The sequence below is a fragment of the Paracoccus methylarcula genome (assembly GCF_003007735.2).
GTDB lineage: Bacteria > Pseudomonadota > Alphaproteobacteria > Rhodobacterales > Rhodobacteraceae > Paracoccus > Paracoccus methylarcula.
The window spans coordinates 109010-130137 of record NZ_PXNQ02000005.1; the positions used below are offsets into that span (position 1 = coordinate 109010).

Genomic DNA, 21128 nt, shown 5'->3' on the forward strand with positions numbered 1-21128 from the left:
GGATGTATTCCTCCGCTTCTGGATCATCCGCCACGGTCAAGTCCTCCCCCGCAGCTCGTCCATGAAGCCAGTTTTGGACGCGGGCACGCCTGCGTCAATCTGCCGCCCTGCCACTTGCCCCTAAAGTCTGATGGCTATTTGGCAGGGTGGCCGGGAATGATCGGCAATCGCGTAAACAACTCCGGTCCTTGCCGGAATCGCCGGTTGCTGCCTGCCAAGCGGGCGCATGCCCCTTCCTGCATGAAAAAGAAGGATCGGGTCATTCCCGTTCCGATCCAATCAAGTATGTTTTTCATACTGCGGCTGGCACAGCAGTTCCCGGCTCTTGCATCGGATGCCACTTCTTCGGCGCGAAAACTGGTGCTACCTATCGATCTGTCGGCTTCGACACGGAACTATTCCGCCGCGTAACTTTCGAGCGGCGGACAGGTGCAGACCAGATTCCGGTCGCCGAAGACATTGTCCACCCGGCCAACCGGGGGCCAGTATTTATCCACCCGGAACGCTCCCGGCGGAAAACATCCCTGCTCGCGGCTATAGGGCCGGTCCCACTCGGCAACGAGATCTTCGACCGTATGGGGGGCATGGCGCAATGGGCTGGACTCGACCGCGATTCGCCCGTCGGCCACCTCGGTGATCTCGTCGCGGATCGCGAGCATGGCGGTGACGAAACGGTCGATCTCGGCCTTGGTTTCGCTTTCGGTCGGCTCGACCATCAGCGTTCCCGCCACCGGCCAGCTCATTGTCGGAGCGTGGAAACCGTTGTCGATCAAACGCTTGGCGATGTCGTCCACGGTCACGCCATGCTCGGCGAAGGGGCGGGTATCCAGGATGCATTCATGGGCGACCCGTCCCCGGTTGCCCATGAACAGGATCGGATAGCTGCCGACAATCGGCTGGCGATGTAATTCGCGTTCAGGATCGCCACCCGCGTCGCCTGTGTCAGCCCCTCGCCGCCCATCATCAGGCAATAGGCCCATGAAATCAGCAGGATCGAGGCGCTGCCACAGGGTGCCGCGCTGACCGCGCCGGATCCATCTTCGCGCGGATCGCCCGGCAGATGCGGCGCCAGATGCGCCTTGACCCCGATGGGACCCATGCCGGGACCGCCGCCGCCATGGGGAATGGCGAAAGTCTTGTGCAGATTCAGATGGCTGACATCGCCGCCGATCTCTCCGGGCTTCACCAGACCGACCAGCGCATTCATGTTCGCACCGTCGATATAGACCTGCCCGCCATGATCATGGGTGATCTTGCAGACGTCGCGAACGGTATCCTCGAACACGCCATGGGTCGAGGGATAGGTGATCATCACCGCCGCCAGCCTGTCGCCCGCCTTGCCGGCCTTGTCGGCGAAATCCTCAAGGTCGATATCGCCATTGGGTGCCGATTTCACCACCACGACCTTCATCCCGGCCATCTGGGCCGAGGCCGGGTTGGTGCCATGCGCACTGACCGGGATCAGGCAGATATCGCGCTGATCGTCGCCATTGGCGCGGTGATAAGCCTGGATCGTAAGCAGGCCCGCATATTCGCCCTGCGCGCCGCTATTGGGTTGCATGGAAAAGGCGTCATAGCCGGTAATCTGGCACAGCTTCTCATCCAGATCGGAGATGGCCTCGGTATAGCCTGCCGCCTGGTGACGCGGCGCAAAGGGATGCAAGGCGCCGAATTCCGGCCATGTGATCGGCATCATTTCGGCCGCCGCGTTCAGCTTCATCGTGCAGGAGCCAAGCGGGATCATCGCCCGGTCCAGCGCCAGGTCCCGATCCGAAAGGCGGCGCATATAGCGCATCATCTCTGATTCGGCGCGGTTCATGTGAAAGACCGGATGGGTCAGGTAGTCGCTTTCGCGCAGCAATTCCCACGGGATCGCCGGAACGGTGGCGGATTCCGCTGCCTCCCCAATTCCGAAAGCGTCCAGCAGCCCTGCGATCACCCCTGCATCACTGGTCTCATCGACCGAGATCCCGACCCGGTCGCGCCCCACCTTGCGCAAATTGATCCCGCGCTGTTCGGCCGCCGCGAGGATACCCGCCTGCCCTACGCCGACCCGCACCGTGATGGTGTCGAAGAAAGCGTCCGGCTCGACTTCGGCCCCGGCTGCGCGCAGGGCATTCGCCACCGTCACGGCGTTCAGATGCACGCGCTGCGCGATGGCGCGCAGCCCTTCCGGCCCGTGGAACACCGCATAGAAAGAGGCCATCACCGCCAGCAATGCCTGCGCCGTGCAGACATTCGAGGTGGCCTTCTCGCGCCGGATATGCTGCTCGCGCGTTTGCAGCGACAGCCGGTAAGCCTTGTTGCCCGACGCATCGACGGAAACGCCTACGATGCGCCCCGGCATCGCCCGCTTCAACTCATCCCGGCAGGACATGAAGGCCGCATGCGGGCCGCCATAGCCCATCGGCACGCCGAAGCGCTGCGCGGATCCCACGGCGATATCAGCCCCCATCGCACCCGGCTCTTTCAACAGGCACAGCGCCAGCAGATCCGTCGCGAGGATGGCCAGCGCCCCGGCCTCATGCAAGGCTGTGCATTCGGCGGACAGGTCGCGAATTTGGCCATATGTCCCCGGATACTGGAAGATCGCGCCGAAAACCTGCGTCGGATCCAGGTCATCCGGCCTGCCCCGGATCACCCGGATCCCCAATGGCGCCGCCCGCGTCTCGATCACTGCGATGGTCTGCGGATGCAGATCCTCGCTGACAAAGAAGCCACCCGCCTTGGATTTCGACTGCCGCTTGGCCATCGCCATCGCCTCGGCCGCCGCCGTCGCCTCGTCCAGCAGGCTGGCATTGGCAACCGGCAAGCCGGTCAGGTCGGCCACCATGGTCTGGAAATTCAGCAAGGCCTCCAGCCGCCCTTGCGCGATTTCGGGCTGATAGGGCGTATAGGCCGTGTACCACGCCGGATTCTCCAGGATATTCCGCTGGATCGCCGGGGGCGTCACGGTACCGTAATAGCCCTGCCCGATCAGGCTGGTCATGACCTTGTTCTTCGCCGCGACCTCTTCCATCCGCGCCAGCAAGCCTGCCTCGGACAAGGCAGGCCAGTCGAGCGGCTCCGCTTGCCGGATTGCCTTGGGCACGGTCTGGTCGATCAGCGCATCCAGGCTGTCGGCCCCGACCGACCGCAGCATCTCCGCCATCTCGGCGGGCGATGGGCCGATGTGACGGCGGTTCGCGAAATCGTCGGGGTTATAGTCGGTGGGATTCCAACGGGTCATGCGTGCCTTCAACTCCAATTACGCGCCCTGACACTGAATAATGGCCAAGGATCATCCGGCTTCTTCTTTGCAAAAATACCTTCGGGGGTGCCGCTGGTTCGAGAGACCTGCCGGCGACGGGGACAGGCAGCCCCCATCCATCGCCGGGCCGAATGGCCCGGCAAACCGTCACCCGATCAGCTCGTTATAGGCACCTTCATCCATGAACCCGTCCAGAACGCCTGAATCGGCGGGCTTGATCCGAAAGAACCAGGCCGCCATCGGATCCTCGTTCACATTGCCCGGATTGTCGGCCAGATCGCCATTCACCGCCGTGATCACGCCTGCGACCGGAGCGGTGATGTCGGAGGCGCCTTGACCGATTCGATCACGACGATCTCTTCGCCGGATCCGACCTCCCTGCCCTCTTCGGGCAGTTCGATGAACACCACGTCACCCAGTTGCTCACTGGCATGTTTGGTGATGCCAACCACGATCTCGTCACCCTCGGCGCGCAGCCATTCGTGGTCCTCGGTATATTTCAGCATAGGTTGCTCCTCAGCGTTTGTAGGACGGCGTGATGAAGGGCAGCGCGGTCACGGCGACAGGCAGGCGCTTGCCACGCAATTCGGCATAAAGAATGGTTCCGTCCGGAATGGCGGAATCGATCATCGCCATTGCGATGGGTCCGCCCACGGAAGGGCCGAAACCGCCCGAGGTCACTTGTGCGATGGGCTCGCCTCCGCTTTCCCCGGCAAATATGGTCACTGCCTCGCGGATCGGCGCGCGGGATTCGGGGCGCAAGCCACGGCGGGTAACGGAAGGGCCATCCGCCAATTCGGTCAGAATCCGTTCCGCACCGGGAAAGCCACCGGCACGTTCGCCGCCCTTGCGGCGGATTTTCTGGATCGACCAGTCCAGTGCAGCCTCGGCAGGTGTCACCGCCTGGTCCATGTCATGCCCGTAAAGCGGCATCCCCGCCTCCAGCCGCAGGCTATCGCGCGCGCCAAGCCCGATCGGGGCGACCTCGGGATGCGTCAGCAACTCTTCGGCGAAGGCGGTCAGGCGGTCATTGGGAACCGAGATCTCGAACCCGTCCTCTCCGGTATAGCCCGAGCGCGAAATCCACAGCTCGGTCCCCTGCCAGTCGAAAACGCGGCTGTCCATGAAACGCATGTCACCCGTATCTGGAACCAGCCGGGCCAGCACCGAGGCCGCCTCGGGCCCCTGAAGCGCCAGCAATCCGCGATCCGTGACGGGGCGGATTTCCACATCGGCAAGCTTCCGCAGATGGGCGATGTCCTGCTCTGCGCAGGCGGCGTTGACGACCAGCAGATAGTGATCGCCGCGATTGGCGAACATCAGGTCGTCCAGGATGCCGCCCCGATCATTGGTGAACAGGCCATAGCGCTGCCGCCCCTCGGCCAGGCCAAGGATATTGGCGGGGATCAGGCTTTCCAGGGCAAGAGCGGCGGTCTCGAGCTTGCCATCTTTAGGAAAAACAAGCACTTGCCCCATGTGGCTGACATCGAACAGCCCGGCATGGGCGCGGGTATGCAGATGCTCTTGCATCACGCCCATCGGATATTGCACGGGCATTTCCCAGCCCGCGAAAGGGACCATGCGGGCGCCCTTCGCCACATGCAGGTCGTAAAGCCCGGTCCGGCGCAGTTCCTCGGCCATACGGCCTCCTTCTGTCTTGCCGGCGGGCCGGCATCGGTTAAGCGGGCATGGATTGCCCGCGTGACGATGCCCCCTCTGTCCCTGCCCGTATGGGGGCGCCTGAGATCATTATCCCTTCGGCGGGCCGGAACACGGCCACTCTCCAGAGTTCTTCACGGAAAACGGTCCTTTTGCCTGAGAGTTCGCCGGGGCGGCTGCTCCTTCGGCACCGGCCGGGGCCGGATTCTCCCGAATTCCGTGATCCGAGTGCTAGCCGCAGCGCAGCGGCAAAGCAAGCCTTTTGTCGTAGATCCATCTCCGATGACAACTGCTTGATCCGGGTGGCGCTTCGATTGACAAGGCAGGCCACCTGACTCAGAAATCCCGCGTTTCAACCCGATCCCAATCTCCGCGGCAGTCCAGGTCTTCATGCCTCGCAAGTTCTTTCAAATCGGCTTCAACAAATGCGGCACGACCTTCATCGCGCGGCTTTTCGACATGAACAACATCCCGGCGGTTCACTGGCTGGAAGGCGATCTGGCCGAGGATATCGCCTATTCCAAGCTGGTCGGGCGCCCGCCCCTGCAAAGATGGGCCGCCGACACGGTCGCCTTCACCGACATGGAATCGGTCCGCTACCTCAACATGCCGGTGGTCGAGGCGTTCAGGGAATATGCCTTTCTCGACCAGAGCTTTCCGGGCTCGGTGTTCCTGCTGAACACGCGCCGGGTCGAGGATTGGATCATCAGCCGGTACATGCATCGCGGCGGCAGCTATGCCAGGGCCTATGCCCAGATCCTGGGCGTGTCCGTCGGGGATCTGGCCGATATCTGGAAGGAGGATTGGGACGCGCATCTCTCGGGCTGCCGTGCCTATTTCGGATCGCGGCCCGAATTTATCGAAATCGACATCGACGAAGCCACGCCGGAGGATTACCGCGCCGCGCTGTCGCCCTGGTTCGACCTGCCGCACTGCCCCACCCTGCCCGGCAAGAAAGTCCGGCAGAAGCGCGCATCATATCTTCCGAAGCTGGAAAGGATGCTGACCACATCCGATCCGGGTGCCGCCATTCCCGAAAAACGGCGCGAGGCCGTCGCGAAGGAACTGGCTCGATTTGCCCGCCCTGCCCGTCTCGGGTTCGAGTCTGTCGGGTTTCGTGCCTGCTCGGGCTTGCTGGTCCGTTTCGACGCGGCCAAGGGCGAGATCCGCGACCGCGACAATCAATTGCTCCCGATTCGGCGCGGGGCAGGCGGGCGGTATCACGCCGACCCGGCCTTTTCGGAAATAAGACCAGTCATTTCAACGGTTAACGATATTGCCGAAGTCACGGATGACGGCGTCTATCATCTGGATATGCGCCGGGCTTGCCTTGCCGGAAGTACCGATGAGAAGGCGGTCGCCCATCCGATCATCGCCCCAAGCCGCCGGAGCGGGGCCGAGAATGTTTTCCTTTGGCCGATGCCCTGGCAGCACAGGCTCGGAAGCGACGGACTGCCGGGGATGCCCTTGCGAAAAGAGGCGCCCTTCGCGGAAAAGCTGGATCGGGCAATCTGGCGCGGAGGATTGTCCGGCTACGCACTTGGGGAAGACGGACCCGACCTGGCGCGACCGGTGAGAGATGCGATTGAGGCAGTTCTTGGCGCGCGCGATAATTCCTCTAGTTATATCAATGGCTTGATTTCATTGCGAGACAGCTCGCGTATTGCATTCGTCGCCGCTCACGCGGATTCAGCGGATGTGGACGCAAGATTCACGCCCGACGCCCATTCGGAAAAGGCGTTGCGCAAGGCAGGACTGGATTCGCTTGTCACATCGAAAGCGGATGATGACTTCCTGTTTTCTCATCGTTATATCATCGCGCTCGGCGGATCTGCCGGAACCGAGGATTTTCTTGTTGCGGCGAATAGCCAATCCGTTGTTCTGAAAGAGGAAGATGGCTGGAAACTGTTTCATTCCAGCCTGTTCCGGCCATGGGAACATTACGTTCCCCTGCAATGGGCGGCCGCGGATCTGGAGGAAAAGCTGGATTGGGCGCGCAGCAACCCGGATGCCTGCCAGGCAATGTCGGACGCCGCGCGAAAACTCTGCGAGGCGCTGGCGGATCCGGCGGGGCGGCGGATGCATCTGGAACGGGTCCTCAGCGACTATCGAAGCGCCATGGGGCAGGCCGGACAAGGCGAATCAGGGCGGACTTGAGAACCGCCCTTCCCGACGTTCATTCCTTCGGAAACACGAAAACCCGGTCACGGCGCAGCATCAGCCACATCGGGGTATCGGCAGGCGGCAGGAAAACGCCCGGCACCACGGCATTCAGCGCAATCCCCCCCTGATCGGTCGTGAATTCGACCAGCGATTCCCGGCCCAGATAGCGGGCGCGCACCACCCGTGCCAGCGCAGCGGTGCCGTTTTCATGTGTCGGCGCGGGGCCTTGACCGGCACGGTCGAAATCTATCTTCAGGTGCTGGGGACGAATGACGATCTCGACCTCGCTGCCATCGGGAATGCCCGGGGTCAGGAAATCGCCAAAGGGCGTTTCAGTCAGCGCGCCCTGCACCACGCCATTCAATATATTGATATCACTAAAGAATGCTGCGGCCTGCCGGTCCGCGGGCGCGTTATACAGGTTATAGGGCGCGCCCTGTTGCACGATCCGCCCATCCCGCATGAGCAGGATCTGGTCGGCCATGCGCATCGCCTCGTCCGGTTCATGCGTGACCAGCAGGACGGCGGTGCCTTCCTCTTTCAAAAGCGCCAGCGTCTCGTCACGGATCCCGTCGCGCAGACGCTCGTCCAGGCCGCTGAAGGGCTCATCCATCAGCAAAACGCGCGGCTGCGGCGCCAATGCACGGACCAATGCGACGCGCTGTTGTTCTCCGCCTGATAATTCATGCGGATAGCTGTCGATATGGGACGACATCCGCACGCGTTCGAGAAGTTCGGCAACGCGGGCGCGATTGGCGGAATAGCCACCCTTGAGCCCGAAAGCGACATTCTCGCTGACCGAAAGATGCGGGAAAAGCGCGAAATCCTGGAACATCAGGCCAACGGAACGCCGCTCGGGCGGGATGTGGAGCTTGCCGTCGCAAACCGGCTTGCCATCCACGAAGATCTGCCCGCTATCGGGTCGATCCACCCCCGCGACCAACCGGAGCGTGGTGGATTTGCCGCAACCCGAAGGGCCGAGCAGACAGGCGACCTGCCCGGCTTCGACCGCGAAAACCACCCGGTCCACGACCCGCTGCCCGTCAAAGGCGCGGATCAGGTTCTGGACCTCCAATCGGGGTGGTGTCGTCACGGGGCAACCAATTCTTTCACTCAGGTTTCCCTTGCCCTAGCAGGGGCCGCAAATCGCCGCAACTGTTCTAAGACCGGGATTTGTGATCACAAGGACTTATCCGGCGGTGGAACCGGCATCGCCGGTGTTCTTTGCGGGCGAAAGAATGGCGCTCCAGTCGTGATCGGGAGCCAGTCGGGACAAGGCACCCGCCAATGTCTCGGTCTCGCTGGCGGCAATCTCGGCCAGCGCGGCGGAGACGAGCTTCAGCGCCTCTGCGCGTGGCATGTGTTGGGAAAGGTGAAAACCGGCGGCCTCGGCCATCATCGCGCCACGATCATTGGCGAAAGTCGCCTCGATCCGGGCCGGGCAGGGGGCAAGCGTGTCGGCCAGTTCCTGCGCCAGGCGCAAACCCGCGCCGGTATGGACCACCATGCCGGGCAGGATCTGCCATTCCAGCGCCAGTGCCGAGCCGTCGCGTTCCTGCGCATGGATCATCGCCTGATGCAGCGTGCCCACCGCCCCGGCATTCAGCCGGGCGAGGCTGACCAGCGCCTCGGCCGCGACCGGGTTGGATTTCTGCGGCATGGTGGAAGAGCCGCCGCCGGTTCCCGCACTGACCTCGCCGATCTCGGATTGACCCAGCAGGATCAGGTCGGCGCCGATCTTGCCAAGCGAGCCGGTAACCAGCGCCAGCCAGCCGCCAAGTTCCACGATCGCGTCACGGGTGGCGTGCCACGGCACAGCGGGCGCACCCAGATCCAGTTCGGCCGCCATCGCGGCACGGACCTCGCCCATGCGCGGAGCCAGCGCCGCACCGGTGCCTGCCGCCCCGTAAAGCGAGACATTCGACAGGCGCGGGCGCAATTCGGCAAGCCGGTCCAGATGCCGGGACAGCGGCGCGCGCCAGACAGAGATCTTCGCGCCAAGCGTCGTCGGTGCGGCGAGTTGAAAGCGGGTGCGGGCAGGGACGGGCAGGGCGGCATATTCCACGGCCTTGGCGGCAAGCCTGCCGTCCAGTGCCCTGATACGCGCTTCGATAAGCGTCAGGGCCTCGCGCAATTGCAGGATCAGGCCGGTATCCTGAATATCCTGCGAGGTCACCCCGAAATGAACCCATCCGGCATGATCGCCACAGGCGGTTTTCAACACCCCGACAACGGCCTGCGCCCCGATCCCGGCCCGTGCCGCGGCCTCGGACAGGCCGGCGGGGTCGGGATGCAGGGTCCCGGCGATAGTGGCGATGGCTTGGGCGGCATCCCCGGGGATGATCCCGAGCCGCCCTTGCACCCGCGCCAATGCAGCCTCGGACAGCAGCATGGCGGCGATCTGGGCTGGCGTGCCCATCACGCCGCCCAGTTCCTCGTCGCCAAACAGCCCGTCGGTCAGCATCATGCGGCGCGCAATCCCAGAATTTCTCTTGCCTGCGTGCAGCTTGCCACGGGACGGCGATACTTGTCACATAGTTCCGCCGCTCGTTTCACCAATGCCGCGTTCGAGGGTGCCAGCCTGTCGCGGTCCAGCCGCACATTATCCTCCAGCCCCGTGCGGGCATGCCCACCCGATGAAATCGTCCATTCGTTTAACACGATCTGGTTCGGACCGATCCCGGTGGCGCACCAAGGCGCGTCCTCGCCGAAAAGGCGTTTGACCGTGTGGATGTAGAAGTCGAACACCTCGCGATCCACCGGCATGGCGTTTTTCACCCCCATCACGAATTGCACATAGGGGATTCCACGGATCCGACCGTCCTTGTGCATCTTTGCGGCCTGGAAGATATGGGACAGGTCGAAAGCCTCGATCTCGGGCTTGACGTCATAGGCGATCATCTCCGAGGCCAGCCAGTCCACCAGATCGGGCGGGTTTTCATAGACCCGCGTCGGGAAATTGTTCGACCCGACAGAAAGCGAGGCCATGTCCGGGCGCAGGGGCAGCATCCCGCCCCGCGCCTGTCCGGCCCCCGAGCGGCCACCAGTGGACAACTGCACGATCATGCCGGGGCAATGTTTCTCAATTCCCTCTTTCAGCGCGGCAAAGCGGTCGGGATCGCTGGTCGGTTTGCCCTGATCGTCGCGGACATGGCAATGGGCGATACTCGCGCCGGCCTCGAAAGCCTCATGCGTGGATTCGATCTGCTCGGCGACGGTGATCGGCACCGCCGGGTTGTTCTCCTTGGTGGGAAGCGAGCCGGTGATGGCCACGCAGATGATACAGGGATTGGTCATGATCGGGCCTCAGATATCGAAGAAAACGGTTTCGTCATCGCCCTGCAGGCGGATGTCGAAGCGATAGACCGGAATGCCGCCGAGATCCGAGCGTTGTGCGATCAGGGTGGCACGGCGTTGCTCCCATTCGATCAGGCTGATCACCGGATCTGCGGCATTCGCCTGTTCCTCATCGCCGAAATACATCCGGGTGTTGAGCCCGATATTGATCCCGCGCGAAACGATCCACAGGTTCAGATGCGGTGCCATCATGCGGCCGTTCCGGCCCATCACCGCACCCGGCTTGACGGTGTCAAAGCCCCATTCGCCGGTCTCGAAATCGGTGATCACCCGGCCCCAGCCACGAAAACCATCCTCGACCGGGCCGCCGCCTTCGGGATGGGCATAATGCCCCTCGGCATTGGCCTGCCAGACCTCGAGCAGCACATCCTTGACCGGCGAGCCCATGCCATCGATTACCAGCCCCTCGACCCGGATGCGTTCGCCCCTGGCATTCGGCCCGGCGATGTCCTGGCCCAGTTCCTGCCGATATATGTCGAAACCCGCAGCACCCGGCGCAAGGCCGATATGGACATAAGGGCCAGCGGTCTGCGAAGCGGTTTCGCGCAGATAGTTCAGCGTCTGCTTCATGTCAGTTCCCCTCCAGCCGGTTCTCGAACAGCGTCGAGCGACGGCCCCGCAATACAATGTCGAACTTGTAGGCGATGGCATCGAGCGGGATCGTCGCGTTCAGGTCCAGCCGGGCGATCAGTTGCTCGATGGCCTGCGGATCCGGGATCGTCTTGACGATCGGGCAATGCGGGATCAGCGGATCGCCCTCGAAATAAAGCTGGGTGATCAGCCGCTGAACGAATGCCGCGCCGAAAACCGAGACATGGATATGCGCGGGCCGCCAGCTATTGACCCAGTTCCGCCACGGATAGGCGCCCGGCTTGATGGTACGAAAGAAATAATAGCCGTTCTCGTCGGTCAATGTCCGCCCACATCCGCCGAAATTCGGATCGAGCGCGCCCAGATATGTATCCTTCTTGTGCCGATACCGTCCCGAGGCATTGGCCTGCCAGATCTCGACCAGCGTATTCGGGACCGGGCGGGCATTCTCATCCAGCACCCGGCCATGCAGGATGATTCGCTCTCCCACTGGATCCGCATCCTTGGCGTAATTGCGGACCAGATCATTGTCGAGCGGGTCGATATCGTTATGGCCGAATGTCGGGCCGGTGATCTCGCTGATCGAATTTTGCAGCGAAATCATGGAATAACGCGGACTGCGCGCAGTCGTCGTCTTGTAATCCGGAGTCAGCGCAGGGGGGTGCAGGGTCCGGTCGCGCTGGTAATACTCGGCTGGCTTCATCGGCTGGCCTCCTCTTGCTTGTCCATTTCGGCATAGGTCTGCTTTGCCAGCTTCAACGCATGGTTGGCGCGCGGCACACCGGCATAGATGGCGACATGCTGAAACGCCTCCAGCACATCTCGCCGGGACGCGCCGGTGCGGGCGGTGGCGCGTATATGCATCGGAATTTCCTCGAAATTCCCGGTCGCCGCCAAAAGCGCCAGCGTCAGCATCGAACGTTCGCGGCGGCTGATTCCGTCGCTTGCCCAGACCATTCCCCATGCAGAATGGGTGATCAGGTCCTGAAAGGGCTGGTCGAATTCGGTCTTGCTTGCCTCGGCGCGATCAACATGGGCGTCGCCCAGCACTTCGCGGCGGACCTGCATGCCTTGGGCGTGACGGTCAGACATGGCCAACCTCCTTGAGAAAACGGGTCAGGATATCGGCATAGGCGGCGGGCGCCTCGACGCAGGGCAGGTGGCCCACGCCCGGAATAACGTCGAGCCGTGCCCCTGCAATCAGATCGGCGGTCGATTTGACGACATCGGGCGGGGTGGCGCCGTCCAGATCACCTGCGATCAGTTGGGTGGGCAGGTCAAGGCGCGGGGCAGCCTCGCGCAGATCCGCGGCGGCAATCGCCTCGCAGCAGGCGATATAACCGCCGACCGGCTGACGCTCTAACATCCGCTGCCAGGGCGCTGCCGCCCCGGAGGCGCGGAAACCGGGGGAGAACCATCGCTCCATCGTGGCCGGGCCGATACTGGACAGGCCGTCCTGGCGAATGGCGGCGATGCGATCCTGCCACATGGCGCTGTCACCGATCTTTGCCGCGCTGTTCGAGATGACCAGCGCCCGCAACAGATCCCCGTGATGCACAGCGAGGGACTGCCCGATCAGCCCGCCGATGGAGAGGCCGATGAACACCACATCCGAGAGATCCAGATGCCGGATCAGCCCGGCCGCATCATCGGCTAGCTGGTCAATGCTGTAGGGGCCGGGGGTTTCCCCGGACAGACCATGGCCGCGCTTGTCGTATCGGACCAGCCGCAACCCGTCCGGTAGATGCGGCAGAAGCGCATCCCACAGCCGGAAATCCGTCCCGAGCGAGTTGGCGAAGACCACCGCCGGGCCGTGTTTGGGTCCATGATCCGCGTAATGCAGATCGACTCCGTTCACATTCGCTGTCTGCATCAGTATGGCAACCCCACGTAGTTTTCCGCGAAAGCCCGTTGCTGCGCCTCGTTGTCGCGCAGAAAGGCGATATCGGCCTGCTGCATCTTCAGATCGAAGCGGCTTTGATCCGGATAGCGGTGCAGCAGCCCGCTGAACCACCAGCTGAAGCGCTCGGCCTTCCAGACCCGCAGCAGCGCCCGTTCAGAGTAGCGGTCGATGCCTTCGCTGTCGCCCTCCTCGTAGAACTGGCGCAACCCGTTATAGAGGTAATGCACATCGCTGGCCGCCGTGTTCAGCCCCTTGGCACCGGTAGGCGGCACGATATGGGCGGCGTCCCCGCACAGGAACAGCCGGCCCCACCGCATCGGCTCGGTCACGAAGGAGCGCAGCGGGGCGATGGATTTCTCGATGCTCGGCCCGGTGACCAGCTGCTCGGCCATATCGGCGGGGATGCGGCGCTTGAGCTCCTGCCAGAAGGCGGCATCCGTCCAGTCCTCGGGGTGATCCGACAAGGCGCATTGGACGTAATAGCGCGACAGGTTCTCGTTGCGCATCGAGCAGAGCGCGAAACCGCGTTCGGAATTGGCATAGATCAGTTCGTGATGCACCGGAGGCGTGCGCGACAAGACCCCGAGCCAGCCGAACGGGTAGGTCTTTTCATATTCCCGCCGTGCCGTCAGCGGGATGCTCTGGCGGCTGATGCCGTGAAAGCCGTCGCAACCCGCCACGAAATCGCAATCGATCCGATGCTCTTGCCCGTTCTGCTGATAGGTGACGCATGGCCGGTCGCTATCGGCGTCGTGAATGGCGACATGATCCACCTCGAACTCCGTGCGCGCTCCTGCCGCCTCGCGCGCGTCATAAAGGTCATGCGTCAGCTCGGTCTGGCCATAGACGATCACCGGGGTTCCGGTCAGGCGCTTGAAATCGATATGGAACATCTCGCCCGAAACGGCGATCTGCGTGCCGTCATGAACGATCCCCTCGCGATGCAGCCGGTCGGCCACGCCCGCCTCTTCCATCAGCCGCACCAGGCCGGTTTCCAATACCCCGGCCCGGATCCGGCCCAGCACATAGTCACGGGTCTTGCGTTCCAGCACAATCGCATCGATCCCCCGGTGATGCAAAAGCTGGCCCAGCAACAGGCCCGATGGCCCGCCGCCGATAATGGCAACCTGTGTGCGCATGATGTTCTCCTGTCTGGCGCAGGATTACATATGGAAATCACCAAGTAAAATGAGATAATTGTCTTGATTGTTATCAAATTGGACAAGCATGGACCGCCGCATCAAGATCCGCCATTTGCAGGCCCTGACCGAAATCGTGCGACAGGGCAGCCTGAAACGCGCCGCCGAACGGCTGTTCCTGACGCAGCCCGCCATATCCCGCACCCTGTCCGAGCTGGAAGAGATCGTCGGCGCCGAATTACTGACTCGCAGCCGCAGCGGGGTGGCGCTGACGCCGCAAGGCGAGTTCTTCCACGGTTTCGCGCAGAGCAGCCTGTCGGCACTGGAACAGGGGCTGGCCGGGATCGAAGAGGCCGGGCGCGAGGGCGCCATGCAGCTGCGGGTCGGGGCCCTGCCATCTGTGGCGGCCCGGCTGATGCCCGAGGTGGTCACGCAGCTTGCCACGATGGCGCCGGAGATACGGCTGACCATCGCCGATGGCTCGCATGGGCATCTGACCGGGTTGCTGCGGGCAGGGGATCTGGACCTGGTCATCGGCAGGCTGGGCGCGCCCGAAACCATGCGCGGTCTCAGCTTCACCCAGCTTTACCTAGAGGAGGTCGCGGTGGTGGTGCGCCCCGGCCATCCGATCCTGTCGGATCCCGACCTGCGGCGGATTACCGATTGGCCGGTGATCTACCCCGCGCCCTGGGCCGCCATCCGGCCCTTTGTCGAGCGGCTGCTGATTGCCGAGGGCGTGCCAGTGCCAGGCAGGCGGATCGAGACGGTTTCAGGTGCGTTCGGGCGCGCCTATCTGCCGGGCAGCGACGCGGTCTGGTTCATCTCCGCCGGGGTGGTCGCGCGCGAGGTGGAGCAGGGGCAGTTGGTGCGCTTGCCGATCGCCACCCATTCCACCGAGGGGCCGGTCGGATTGATGGCCCGCGCCGACCAATCCGAGACCGCTGCCCGGCAGCTATTCATCCAGGCCGTGGGACGAGCGGTCTCGCGGCTGGAACTCACGTGATACCAAGGGGCAGGGGGTTTTGCCGGACACATGGACGTGACTTCGCATAATCTCCATATCGGCTAGGATTCAGGCATGAGACATGTTGCCGCTTTGATATTCTGCCTCTTGCCGCTGCGTGTCCTTGCCGATCCCCCGGTCGTGGAAGATGTCCGGGCGGAGCGGCAAGGCGATGGCTGGCGCTTTGACGTCACCATATCGCACCCCGATACCGGGTGGGATCATTATGCCGATGCCTGGCGGGTGCTGGATATGGATGGAAACGAGCTTGGCCTGCGAATCCTTGTCCATCCGCATGTGGACGAACAGCCATTCACACGGTCCCTCACCGGCGTCGAGATTCCTGACGCTGTCACGATGGTCGAAATCGAGGCGCGGTGCCTCGTAGATGGCTGGTCCGGCGTCAGGACCAAAGTGGAACTCGATTAGGCTGGGAATAAAGCAACGCCGGCCACGGAAAATCCATGGCCGGCGTCGATCTCACGCACAGATCAGCGCGATGCCTTGAGAATGCGTTCAATCACCTTCTCTGCCGCTTCTTCGGCGGTGAGTTCGACCGTGTTCACGATCAATTCGGCGGTCTCGGGCTCCTCATAGGGGCTGTCGATGCCGGTGAAGTTCTTCAACTGACCCGAACGTGCCTTCTTGTAGAGACCCTTGACGTCGCGCTCTTCGGCCACCTCCAGCGGGGTGTCGACATAGACCTCGAGGAACTCGCCATCGGCCATCAGGTCACGCACCATCCGGCGCTCGGACCGGAAGGGCGAGATGAAGGCCGTCAGCACGATCAGCCCGGCATCGGTCATCAGCCGCGCCACTTCACCGACGCGGCGGATATTCTCCACCCGGTCGGCATCGGTAAAGCCCAGGTCGCGGTTCAGCCCGTGACGCACATTGTCGCCATCCAGAAGGAAGGTGTGCTTGCCAAGGGCATGCAGTTTCTTCTCGACGATATTGGCGATGGTCGATTTGCCCGAGCCCGACAGGCCGGTGAACCAGACCACGGCGGCCTTCTGGTTCTTGAGCGCAGCATGGGCGTCGCGGTCCACATCAACTGCCTGCCAGTGGATATTCTGGCTGCGGCGCAGGGCGAAGCGGATCATGCCCGCTGCCACGGTCGCATTTGTCAGCCGGTCGATCAGGATGAAGCCGCCCAGATCGGGGTTCTGATCGTAGGCCTCGAAGGGAATCGCCCGGTCGGTCGAGATATTGACCACGCCAATGGCGTTCAGCCCCAGGGTCTTTGAGGCCAGATGCTCCATCGTGTTGACGTTCACCTCGTATTTCGGCTCGGTGACCGTCGCAGTGACACTTTGGGTGCCGATCTTCAGGATATAGGGACGGCCCGGCAGCATTTCCTCTTCGGACATCCAGACCAGCGTGGCCTCGAACTGGTCGGCAACCTCGCAGGGCTCGTCCGACTTGACGATCACGTCGCCGCGCGAGCAGTCGATTTCGTCCTCGAAGGTCAAGGTGACGGATTGCCCGGCAACTGCCTGGTCGAGATTGCCATCGAAGGTCACGATGGACTTGACCTTGGTGGTCTTGCCCGAAGGCAGGACCCGGATCGGATCGCCCGGGCGCACCACGCCTGCGCCGATCTGACCGGCAAAGCCGCGGAAGTCGAGATTGGGACGGTTCACCCATTGCACGGCCATGCGGAACGGATGGTCCTGCAACCGCGCTTCGCTGATCGGGGCATCTTCCAGATGACCCAGCAGGGTCGGACCCTGGAACCATTCCATGTTCGGGCTCTTGCTGACGATATTGTCGCCCTTCAGGCCCGAGATCGGGATCGGCTGGAAGCTCTCCATGCCGATCTGCTTGGCGAAATGCGAGTAATCGCTGACGATCTCGTAGAACCGCTCGGCCGAGTAATCGACCAGGTCCATCTTGTTCACTGCCAGCACCACGTTGCGGATGCCAAGCTGGTTCACCAGATAGCTGTGCCGACGGGTCTGGGTCAGCACACCCTGACGCGCATCGATCAGGATCACGGCCAGGTCGGCGGTCGAGGCGCCGGTGACCATGTTGCGGGTATATTGTTCATGCCCCGGCGTGTCGGCGACGATGAATTTCCGCTTGTCGGTTGCGAAAAAGCGATAGGCGACATCGATGGTGATGCCCTGCTCGCGCTCGGCGGCAAGACCGTCGACCAGAAGCGCGAAATCGATCTCGCCCGCCTGCGTCCCGACATTCTTGGAATCGCTTTCGAGGCTGGCAAGCTGATCCTCGAAGATCATCTTGCTGTCATAGAGCAGCCGCCCGATCAGCGTCGATTTGCCGTCATCCACCGAGCCACAGGTGATGAAGCGCAGCATGGTCTTGTGCTGGTGCTTCAGCAGGTAGGCGTCGATATCCTCGGCGATCAGCGAATCCGTGACGTAGACGGGATCTTTGGTATCAAGGGTCATCAGAAATACCCCTCCTGCTTCTTCTTCTCCATCGAGGCGGCCTGATCGTGGTCGATCGCGCGCCCCTGCCGTTCCGATGTGGTGGTCAGCAGCATTTCCTGGATGACCTCGGGCAGGGTGCTGGCCTCGGATTCCACCGCGCCGGTCAGCGGATAGCAGCCGAGCGTGCGGAAACGCACCGATTTCATCTGCGGCACTTCGCCGTCACGCAGCGGGAAACGGTCGTCATCGACCATGATCAACAGCCCGTCACGCTCCACCACCGGGCGCGGTTCCGAGAAATACAGCGGCACGATCTCGATATTCTCGAGATGGATATACTGCCAGATATCCAATTCGGTCCAGTTCGACAGCGGGAAGACCCGGATCGATTCGCCCTTGGCCTTGCGGGTATTATACTGCCGCCACAGCTCGGGACGCTGGTTCTTGGGATCCCAGCGGTGATTGGCCGAACGGAACGAGAAGATGCGCTCCTTGGCACGCGATTTCTCTTCGTCGCGGCGGGCACCGCCGAATGCCACGTCGAAATTGTACTTGGTCAGCGCCTGTTTCAGACCGTCGGTCTTCCACATGTCGGTATGCAGGCTGCCATGGTCAAAGGGGTTGATCCCCTTCTCCATCGCTTCGGGATTGTGATGCACGATCAGTTTCATGCCCGCGTCTTCGGCGGCACGGTCGCGCAATTCATACATGGCGCGGAACTTCCATGTCGTATCGACATGCAAGAGCGGAAAGGGCGGCGGTGCAGGGTAAAAGGCCTTTTTCGCCAGATGCAGCATGCAGGCGGAATCTTTTCCAACGGAATAGAGCATGACGGGGTTGTCGGCATTGGCCACAACCTCGCGCATGATATGGATACTTTCAGCTTCGAGGCGCTGCAAATGGGTCAGCGTGGCCGGGCTGATTTCGGTGTCAGTGGCGGGCTGGGTCATCATGGCTATGAACTCGTTTCTTATGCGGGGTGGCATTTGGCAGATCTCGGCGACAATACCAAGAGGGGCGGCGGAATAACGCCCAACATTCTGTTGATCTGCGCAACGGTCGGGCGATTTTCCCATCTATTCAGGTCGGACAAGAACGAAAATCGTGGCGGGGCATGAGGCACTGCTCAACCAAAGCGCCTGACGTCGATTCCGCTCTCAACCAATGCTTGCCGGACCCCTGCCGCCATGGCCACGGCTTGGGGCGAATCACCATGCACGCAGATCGTATCGATGCGGCAGGAGATCCGTTTTCCGCTGCCTGTGATGATCGCGCCTTCGCGAACCATCTGCACCATGCGCCGGCCCGCCTCTTCCGGGTCATGCAGCACCGCGCCGGGCTGGCTGCGGTCAACCAGAGAAGCGTCATCGTTATAGGCTCGGTCGGCAAAGATTTCTCCCGCATAGGTGGCGCCAAGGTCGCGCGCGGCGGTCTCCATTCCGGTGCCCGCCAATACCACGAGGATCAGCTCCGGAGCGACCTTGAGCGCCGCCTCGTAGCAGATGCGGGCGATCTCGGGCTCATCGGTGGCCATGTTTGACAAGGCGCCATGCAGCTTGAGGTGCCGAAGCTCGGCCCCCGCCGCCCGCGCGATGCCCTGCGCCGCCCCCAATTGATAGGCGACCATATTGGCAAGCTCCTCGCCGCTCAGGCGAATGCGACGGCGGCCGAAGCCTTGCAGATCCGCAAAGCCCGGATGCGCCCCGATACCCACGCCCTTCGCATGGGCGCGGGCCATGGTCCGGGCCATCACATCCGGGTCCCCGGCATGAAATCCGCAGGCGATATTGGCCGATGTCACGATATCCAGCAGGGCATCGTCATCGCCCATCTTCCACGGCCCGAAGCTTTCGCCCATATCCGAGTTCAGGTCGACACGCATCATTGATCCTCCAATTCGTTGCCTGCCGTGACGCCGCTGATAAGCTGAAAGCCCAACAGGTCGGTCATCATCGCCGGGTCGCGGACCAGCGGGCGGCAGCGGGCAAGGGCTGCCCGCAATTGCCCGGTTTCGGTCTGCCAAAGCCTGTCGGCCTCGTCCAGCGTTATCCTCCGGAAGCGCAGCTTCATGCCGGGAGCAGCCTGTGCCGCAATCGGCAGATCGGCGGGAATGATCGTGCCGAGGCGGGGATATCCGCCGATGGTCTGGCATTCGGCCAGCAAGACGAAGGGCACGCCGTCCCCGGTCATCTGCAGATCGCCCGGCCCGATCAGGTCCGAGGCAAGGCCAGACGCATGTTCTGACGCGAATCCCCGGTCGGCATCGAATCTGACGCCCTGCCGGTTGCCGCGATCCGAGCGGGTGAATTCAGTGCTGAAAAACGCGGACAGAACCTCGTCGTCGAACAATCCGGTCTGCGGGCCATCGATGATCCGGACCGTGCCACCGTTGAATCGTGGTGCCGGATCGATCACCTGCGGTGGCATGTCGGGGCAGGTATCCTGTCCGGTCGGCAATTCGCCCGGAGCCAGGGGCGAGAAAATGCCGATGCTCAGATGCGCCGCCCGACTGTCAAGCCATTCATCACTCGCCATGCCGCCGGCAGGGGTCAGATAGCCATAGCTTCCCGCCTGCACCCCGCCGATTAGCAACTTCTGTCCAGGGGCCACCTGATGCGACGCATGCCAGCGCAGCGGAGCGCCGTCCAGCGTCGCCGTCATCGGCGCTCCGGTCAGGGCGATGCGCATCGGCTGTTCGACCTCGAATATGCCGCCCGCACCGGCCATCTCTATCCCCGCCAGCGGCCTGTCTGCGCCCAGCAAGGCCGCGGCCTCGATCAGCGCCTGCCGATCTACGGCGCCTCCGCATGACAGCCCCTTGGCCAGATGGCCCGGTCGTCCCATGTCCTGGACCGTCAGGATCCCATCGGCGCGGCGCAAGATCAGCGATGTCATCGCAGCACCTCCAGCCGCGCGCCGCCAAGACCGTCGTCAGCCTTATCAAGCGCCTCGATCTCGGATGCAGGCACGGGGACGAAGCGGATCGCATCGCCCGCCCGCAACGGCATCGGCGTATCGCGTTCGGGGCGAAAGCTGCGAAAGGCGCTGCGGCCCACCTGCCGCCAGCCGGTCGCGGAGGCCGCGCCGAACATCACGATCTGCCGCACTGCGACGACGATTGCCCCCGCCGGAACGGTCGGTGTCAATTCGGATTGGCGCGGCAGATCCCATGCCTCCGGCAGCAGGCCGATATAGGGCTGACCGGGGGCGAAGCCGATCACCAGCACCCGCAGATCCGCCTCGCAGATCTGCTGGATGGCGGCGTCGGGGCCGCAACCCACCGCCTGCGCCACCTCGGCAAGCTGGGGACCATCGGCATCGCCGAATGCCACCGGAATCGTCCAGCGCCTTGCCGGAGCCGGACGATCGAGCGGCCCCTGCAGGATATGCGCCGCACGCGCCGAGATCTCCCTGGCCAGAACATCGCGCCGCGTTGTCACGGGATCGAACCGCAGCAGGACAGAGACAAGCCCCGGCGCAATTTCCACGGTGCCGGCGGGGGGACTGCGCTCCAGGTCGGCGGCCAGAAGCTGCGTGGCCACCATCGCCTCGGGTTCCGGCGTCAGGGCGAAGCGCAGCAGCACCCCGTCCATTCCGGCCCAAAGCACCCGGGGACCGGGTTCGACGTGGAAATCGCTTTCATATTCCATCAGCAAAGCTCATCGGG

General features: G+C 63.0%; 17 protein-coding genes, 2 pseudogenes and 1 riboswitch. Of the genes and pseudogenes, 3 read left to right on the forward strand and 16 right to left on the reverse strand.

From position 1 onward, the window contains the following. Positions 1-395 precede the first annotated feature (395 nt). The 3 genes and pseudogenes from gcvP to gcvT all read right to left on the reverse strand — a co-directional run bounded on the left by gcvP (position 396) and on the right by gcvT (position 4891). A pseudogene (gene gcvP / locus A7A09_RS09465) lies at positions 396-3229 on the reverse strand (aminomethyl-transferring glycine dehydrogenase). Positions 3230-3397: 168 nt separating this feature from the next. Beyond that, positions 3398-3753, reverse strand: a pseudogene (gene gcvH, locus A7A09_RS09470) (glycine cleavage system protein GcvH). Between the two features lie 13 nt (positions 3754-3766). Beyond that, positions 3767-4891 (reverse strand): glycine cleavage system aminomethyltransferase GcvT, encoded by a 1125-nt coding sequence (gene gcvT / locus A7A09_RS09475; RefSeq protein WP_106691172.1) that lies wholly within the window; start codon positions 4889-4891, stop codon positions 3767-3769. A gap of 152 nt (positions 4892-5043) precedes the next feature. Beyond that, positions 5044-5132: riboswitch (glycine riboswitch) on the reverse strand. 167 nt (positions 5133-5299) lie between these two features. Here gcvT and A7A09_RS09480 point away from each other — a divergent pair. Beyond that, the gene (locus A7A09_RS09480) at positions 5300-7066 is read left to right on the forward strand and encodes a glycosyl transferase family 90 (protein WP_106691173.1); all 1767 of its coding nucleotides are present in this window, start codon (positions 5300-5302) and stop codon (positions 7064-7066) included. A 19-nt stretch (positions 7067-7085) separates the two neighbouring features. Here the strand turns inward: A7A09_RS09480 and A7A09_RS09485 are convergent, their stop codons facing one another. The 8 genes from A7A09_RS09485 to pobA form a co-directional block, all read right to left on the reverse strand. After that, complete coding sequence (locus A7A09_RS09485) at positions 7086-8165, reverse strand: ABC transporter ATP-binding protein (RefSeq protein WP_106691174.1); 1080 nt, start codon at positions 8163-8165, stop codon at positions 7086-7088. A gap of 96 nt (positions 8166-8261) precedes the next feature. After that, positions 8262-9539 carry a lyase family protein gene (locus tag A7A09_RS09490; protein WP_106691175.1) on the reverse strand — a complete coding sequence of 426 codons (1278 nt, stop codon included), beginning with the start codon at positions 9537-9539 and terminating at the stop codon, positions 8262-8264. Beyond that, positions 9536-10369: a 3-oxoadipate:acetyl-CoA acetyltransferase gene (locus tag A7A09_RS09495; protein WP_106691176.1), complete on the reverse strand. Its 834-nt coding sequence runs from the start codon at positions 10367-10369 to the stop codon at positions 9536-9538. Before A7A09_RS09495 ends, A7A09_RS09490 begins: the two co-directional genes overlap by 4 nt. A gap of 9 nt (positions 10370-10378) precedes the next feature. Continuing rightward, positions 10379-10999, reverse strand: coding sequence for a protocatechuate 3,4-dioxygenase subunit alpha (gene pcaG, locus A7A09_RS09500; protein ID WP_106691177.1), 621 nt, complete (start codon positions 10997-10999; stop codon positions 10379-10381). Between the two features lies 1 nt (position 11000). After that, a complete protein-coding gene (gene pcaH / locus A7A09_RS09505) occupies positions 11001-11723 on the reverse strand; it encodes a protocatechuate 3,4-dioxygenase subunit beta (protein WP_106691178.1) in 723 nt (240 codons plus the stop codon). Further along, complete coding sequence (pcaC, locus tag A7A09_RS09510) at positions 11720-12112, reverse strand: 4-carboxymuconolactone decarboxylase (RefSeq protein WP_106691179.1); 393 nt, start codon at positions 12110-12112, stop codon at positions 11720-11722. Before pcaC ends, pcaH begins: the two co-directional genes overlap by 4 nt. Continuing rightward, positions 12105-12893, reverse strand: coding sequence for a 3-oxoadipate enol-lactonase (gene pcaD / locus A7A09_RS09515; protein WP_106691180.1), 789 nt, complete (start codon positions 12891-12893; stop codon positions 12105-12107). Before pcaD ends, pcaC begins: the two co-directional genes overlap by 8 nt. Beyond that, positions 12893-14062, reverse strand: coding sequence for a 4-hydroxybenzoate 3-monooxygenase (pobA, locus tag A7A09_RS09520; protein WP_106691181.1), 1170 nt, complete (start codon positions 14060-14062; stop codon positions 12893-12895). Before pobA ends, pcaD begins: the two co-directional genes overlap by 1 nt. A gap of 88 nt (positions 14063-14150) precedes the next feature. On the opposite strand from pobA, the gene pcaQ reads away from it, so the two are divergent. Both pcaQ and A7A09_RS09530 read left to right on the forward strand, forming a co-directional pair. Continuing rightward, positions 14151-15065 carry a pca operon transcription factor PcaQ gene (pcaQ, locus tag A7A09_RS09525; RefSeq protein WP_106691182.1) on the forward strand — a complete coding sequence of 305 codons (915 nt, stop codon included), beginning with the start codon at positions 14151-14153 and terminating at the stop codon, positions 15063-15065. A gap of 75 nt (positions 15066-15140) precedes the next feature. Beyond that, positions 15141-15494 carry a hypothetical protein gene (locus tag A7A09_RS09530; protein WP_106691183.1) on the forward strand — a complete coding sequence of 118 codons (354 nt, stop codon included), beginning with the start codon at positions 15141-15143 and terminating at the stop codon, positions 15492-15494. Between the two features lie 62 nt (positions 15495-15556). Here the strand turns inward: A7A09_RS09530 and cysN are convergent, their stop codons facing one another. From cysN to A7A09_RS09555, 5 genes are all read right to left on the reverse strand, one after another. Then, positions 15557-17479, reverse strand: a complete 1923-nt coding sequence (gene cysN / locus A7A09_RS09535; RefSeq protein ID WP_106691184.1) for a sulfate adenylyltransferase subunit CysN — start codon at positions 17477-17479, stop codon at positions 15557-15559. Then, positions 17479-18411: a sulfate adenylyltransferase subunit CysD gene (gene cysD, locus A7A09_RS09540; protein ID WP_106691332.1), complete on the reverse strand. Its 933-nt coding sequence runs from the start codon at positions 18409-18411 to the stop codon at positions 17479-17481. The genes cysN and cysD overlap by 1 nt, the downstream gene beginning before the upstream one ends. Before the next feature lie 176 nt (positions 18412-18587). Then, complete coding sequence (locus A7A09_RS09545) at positions 18588-19346, reverse strand: LamB/YcsF family protein (RefSeq protein ID WP_106691185.1); 759 nt, start codon at positions 19344-19346, stop codon at positions 18588-18590. Further along, complete coding sequence (locus A7A09_RS09550; RefSeq protein ID WP_106691186.1) at positions 19343-20356, reverse strand: 5-oxoprolinase subunit C family protein; 1014 nt, start codon at positions 20354-20356, stop codon at positions 19343-19345. Before A7A09_RS09550 ends, A7A09_RS09545 begins: the two co-directional genes overlap by 4 nt. Further along, the gene (locus tag A7A09_RS09555) at positions 20353-21111 is read right to left on the reverse strand and encodes a 5-oxoprolinase subunit B family protein (protein WP_106691187.1); all 759 of its coding nucleotides are present in this window, start codon (positions 21109-21111) and stop codon (positions 20353-20355) included. Before A7A09_RS09555 ends, A7A09_RS09550 begins: the two co-directional genes overlap by 4 nt. Positions 21112-21128 lie beyond the last annotated feature (17 nt).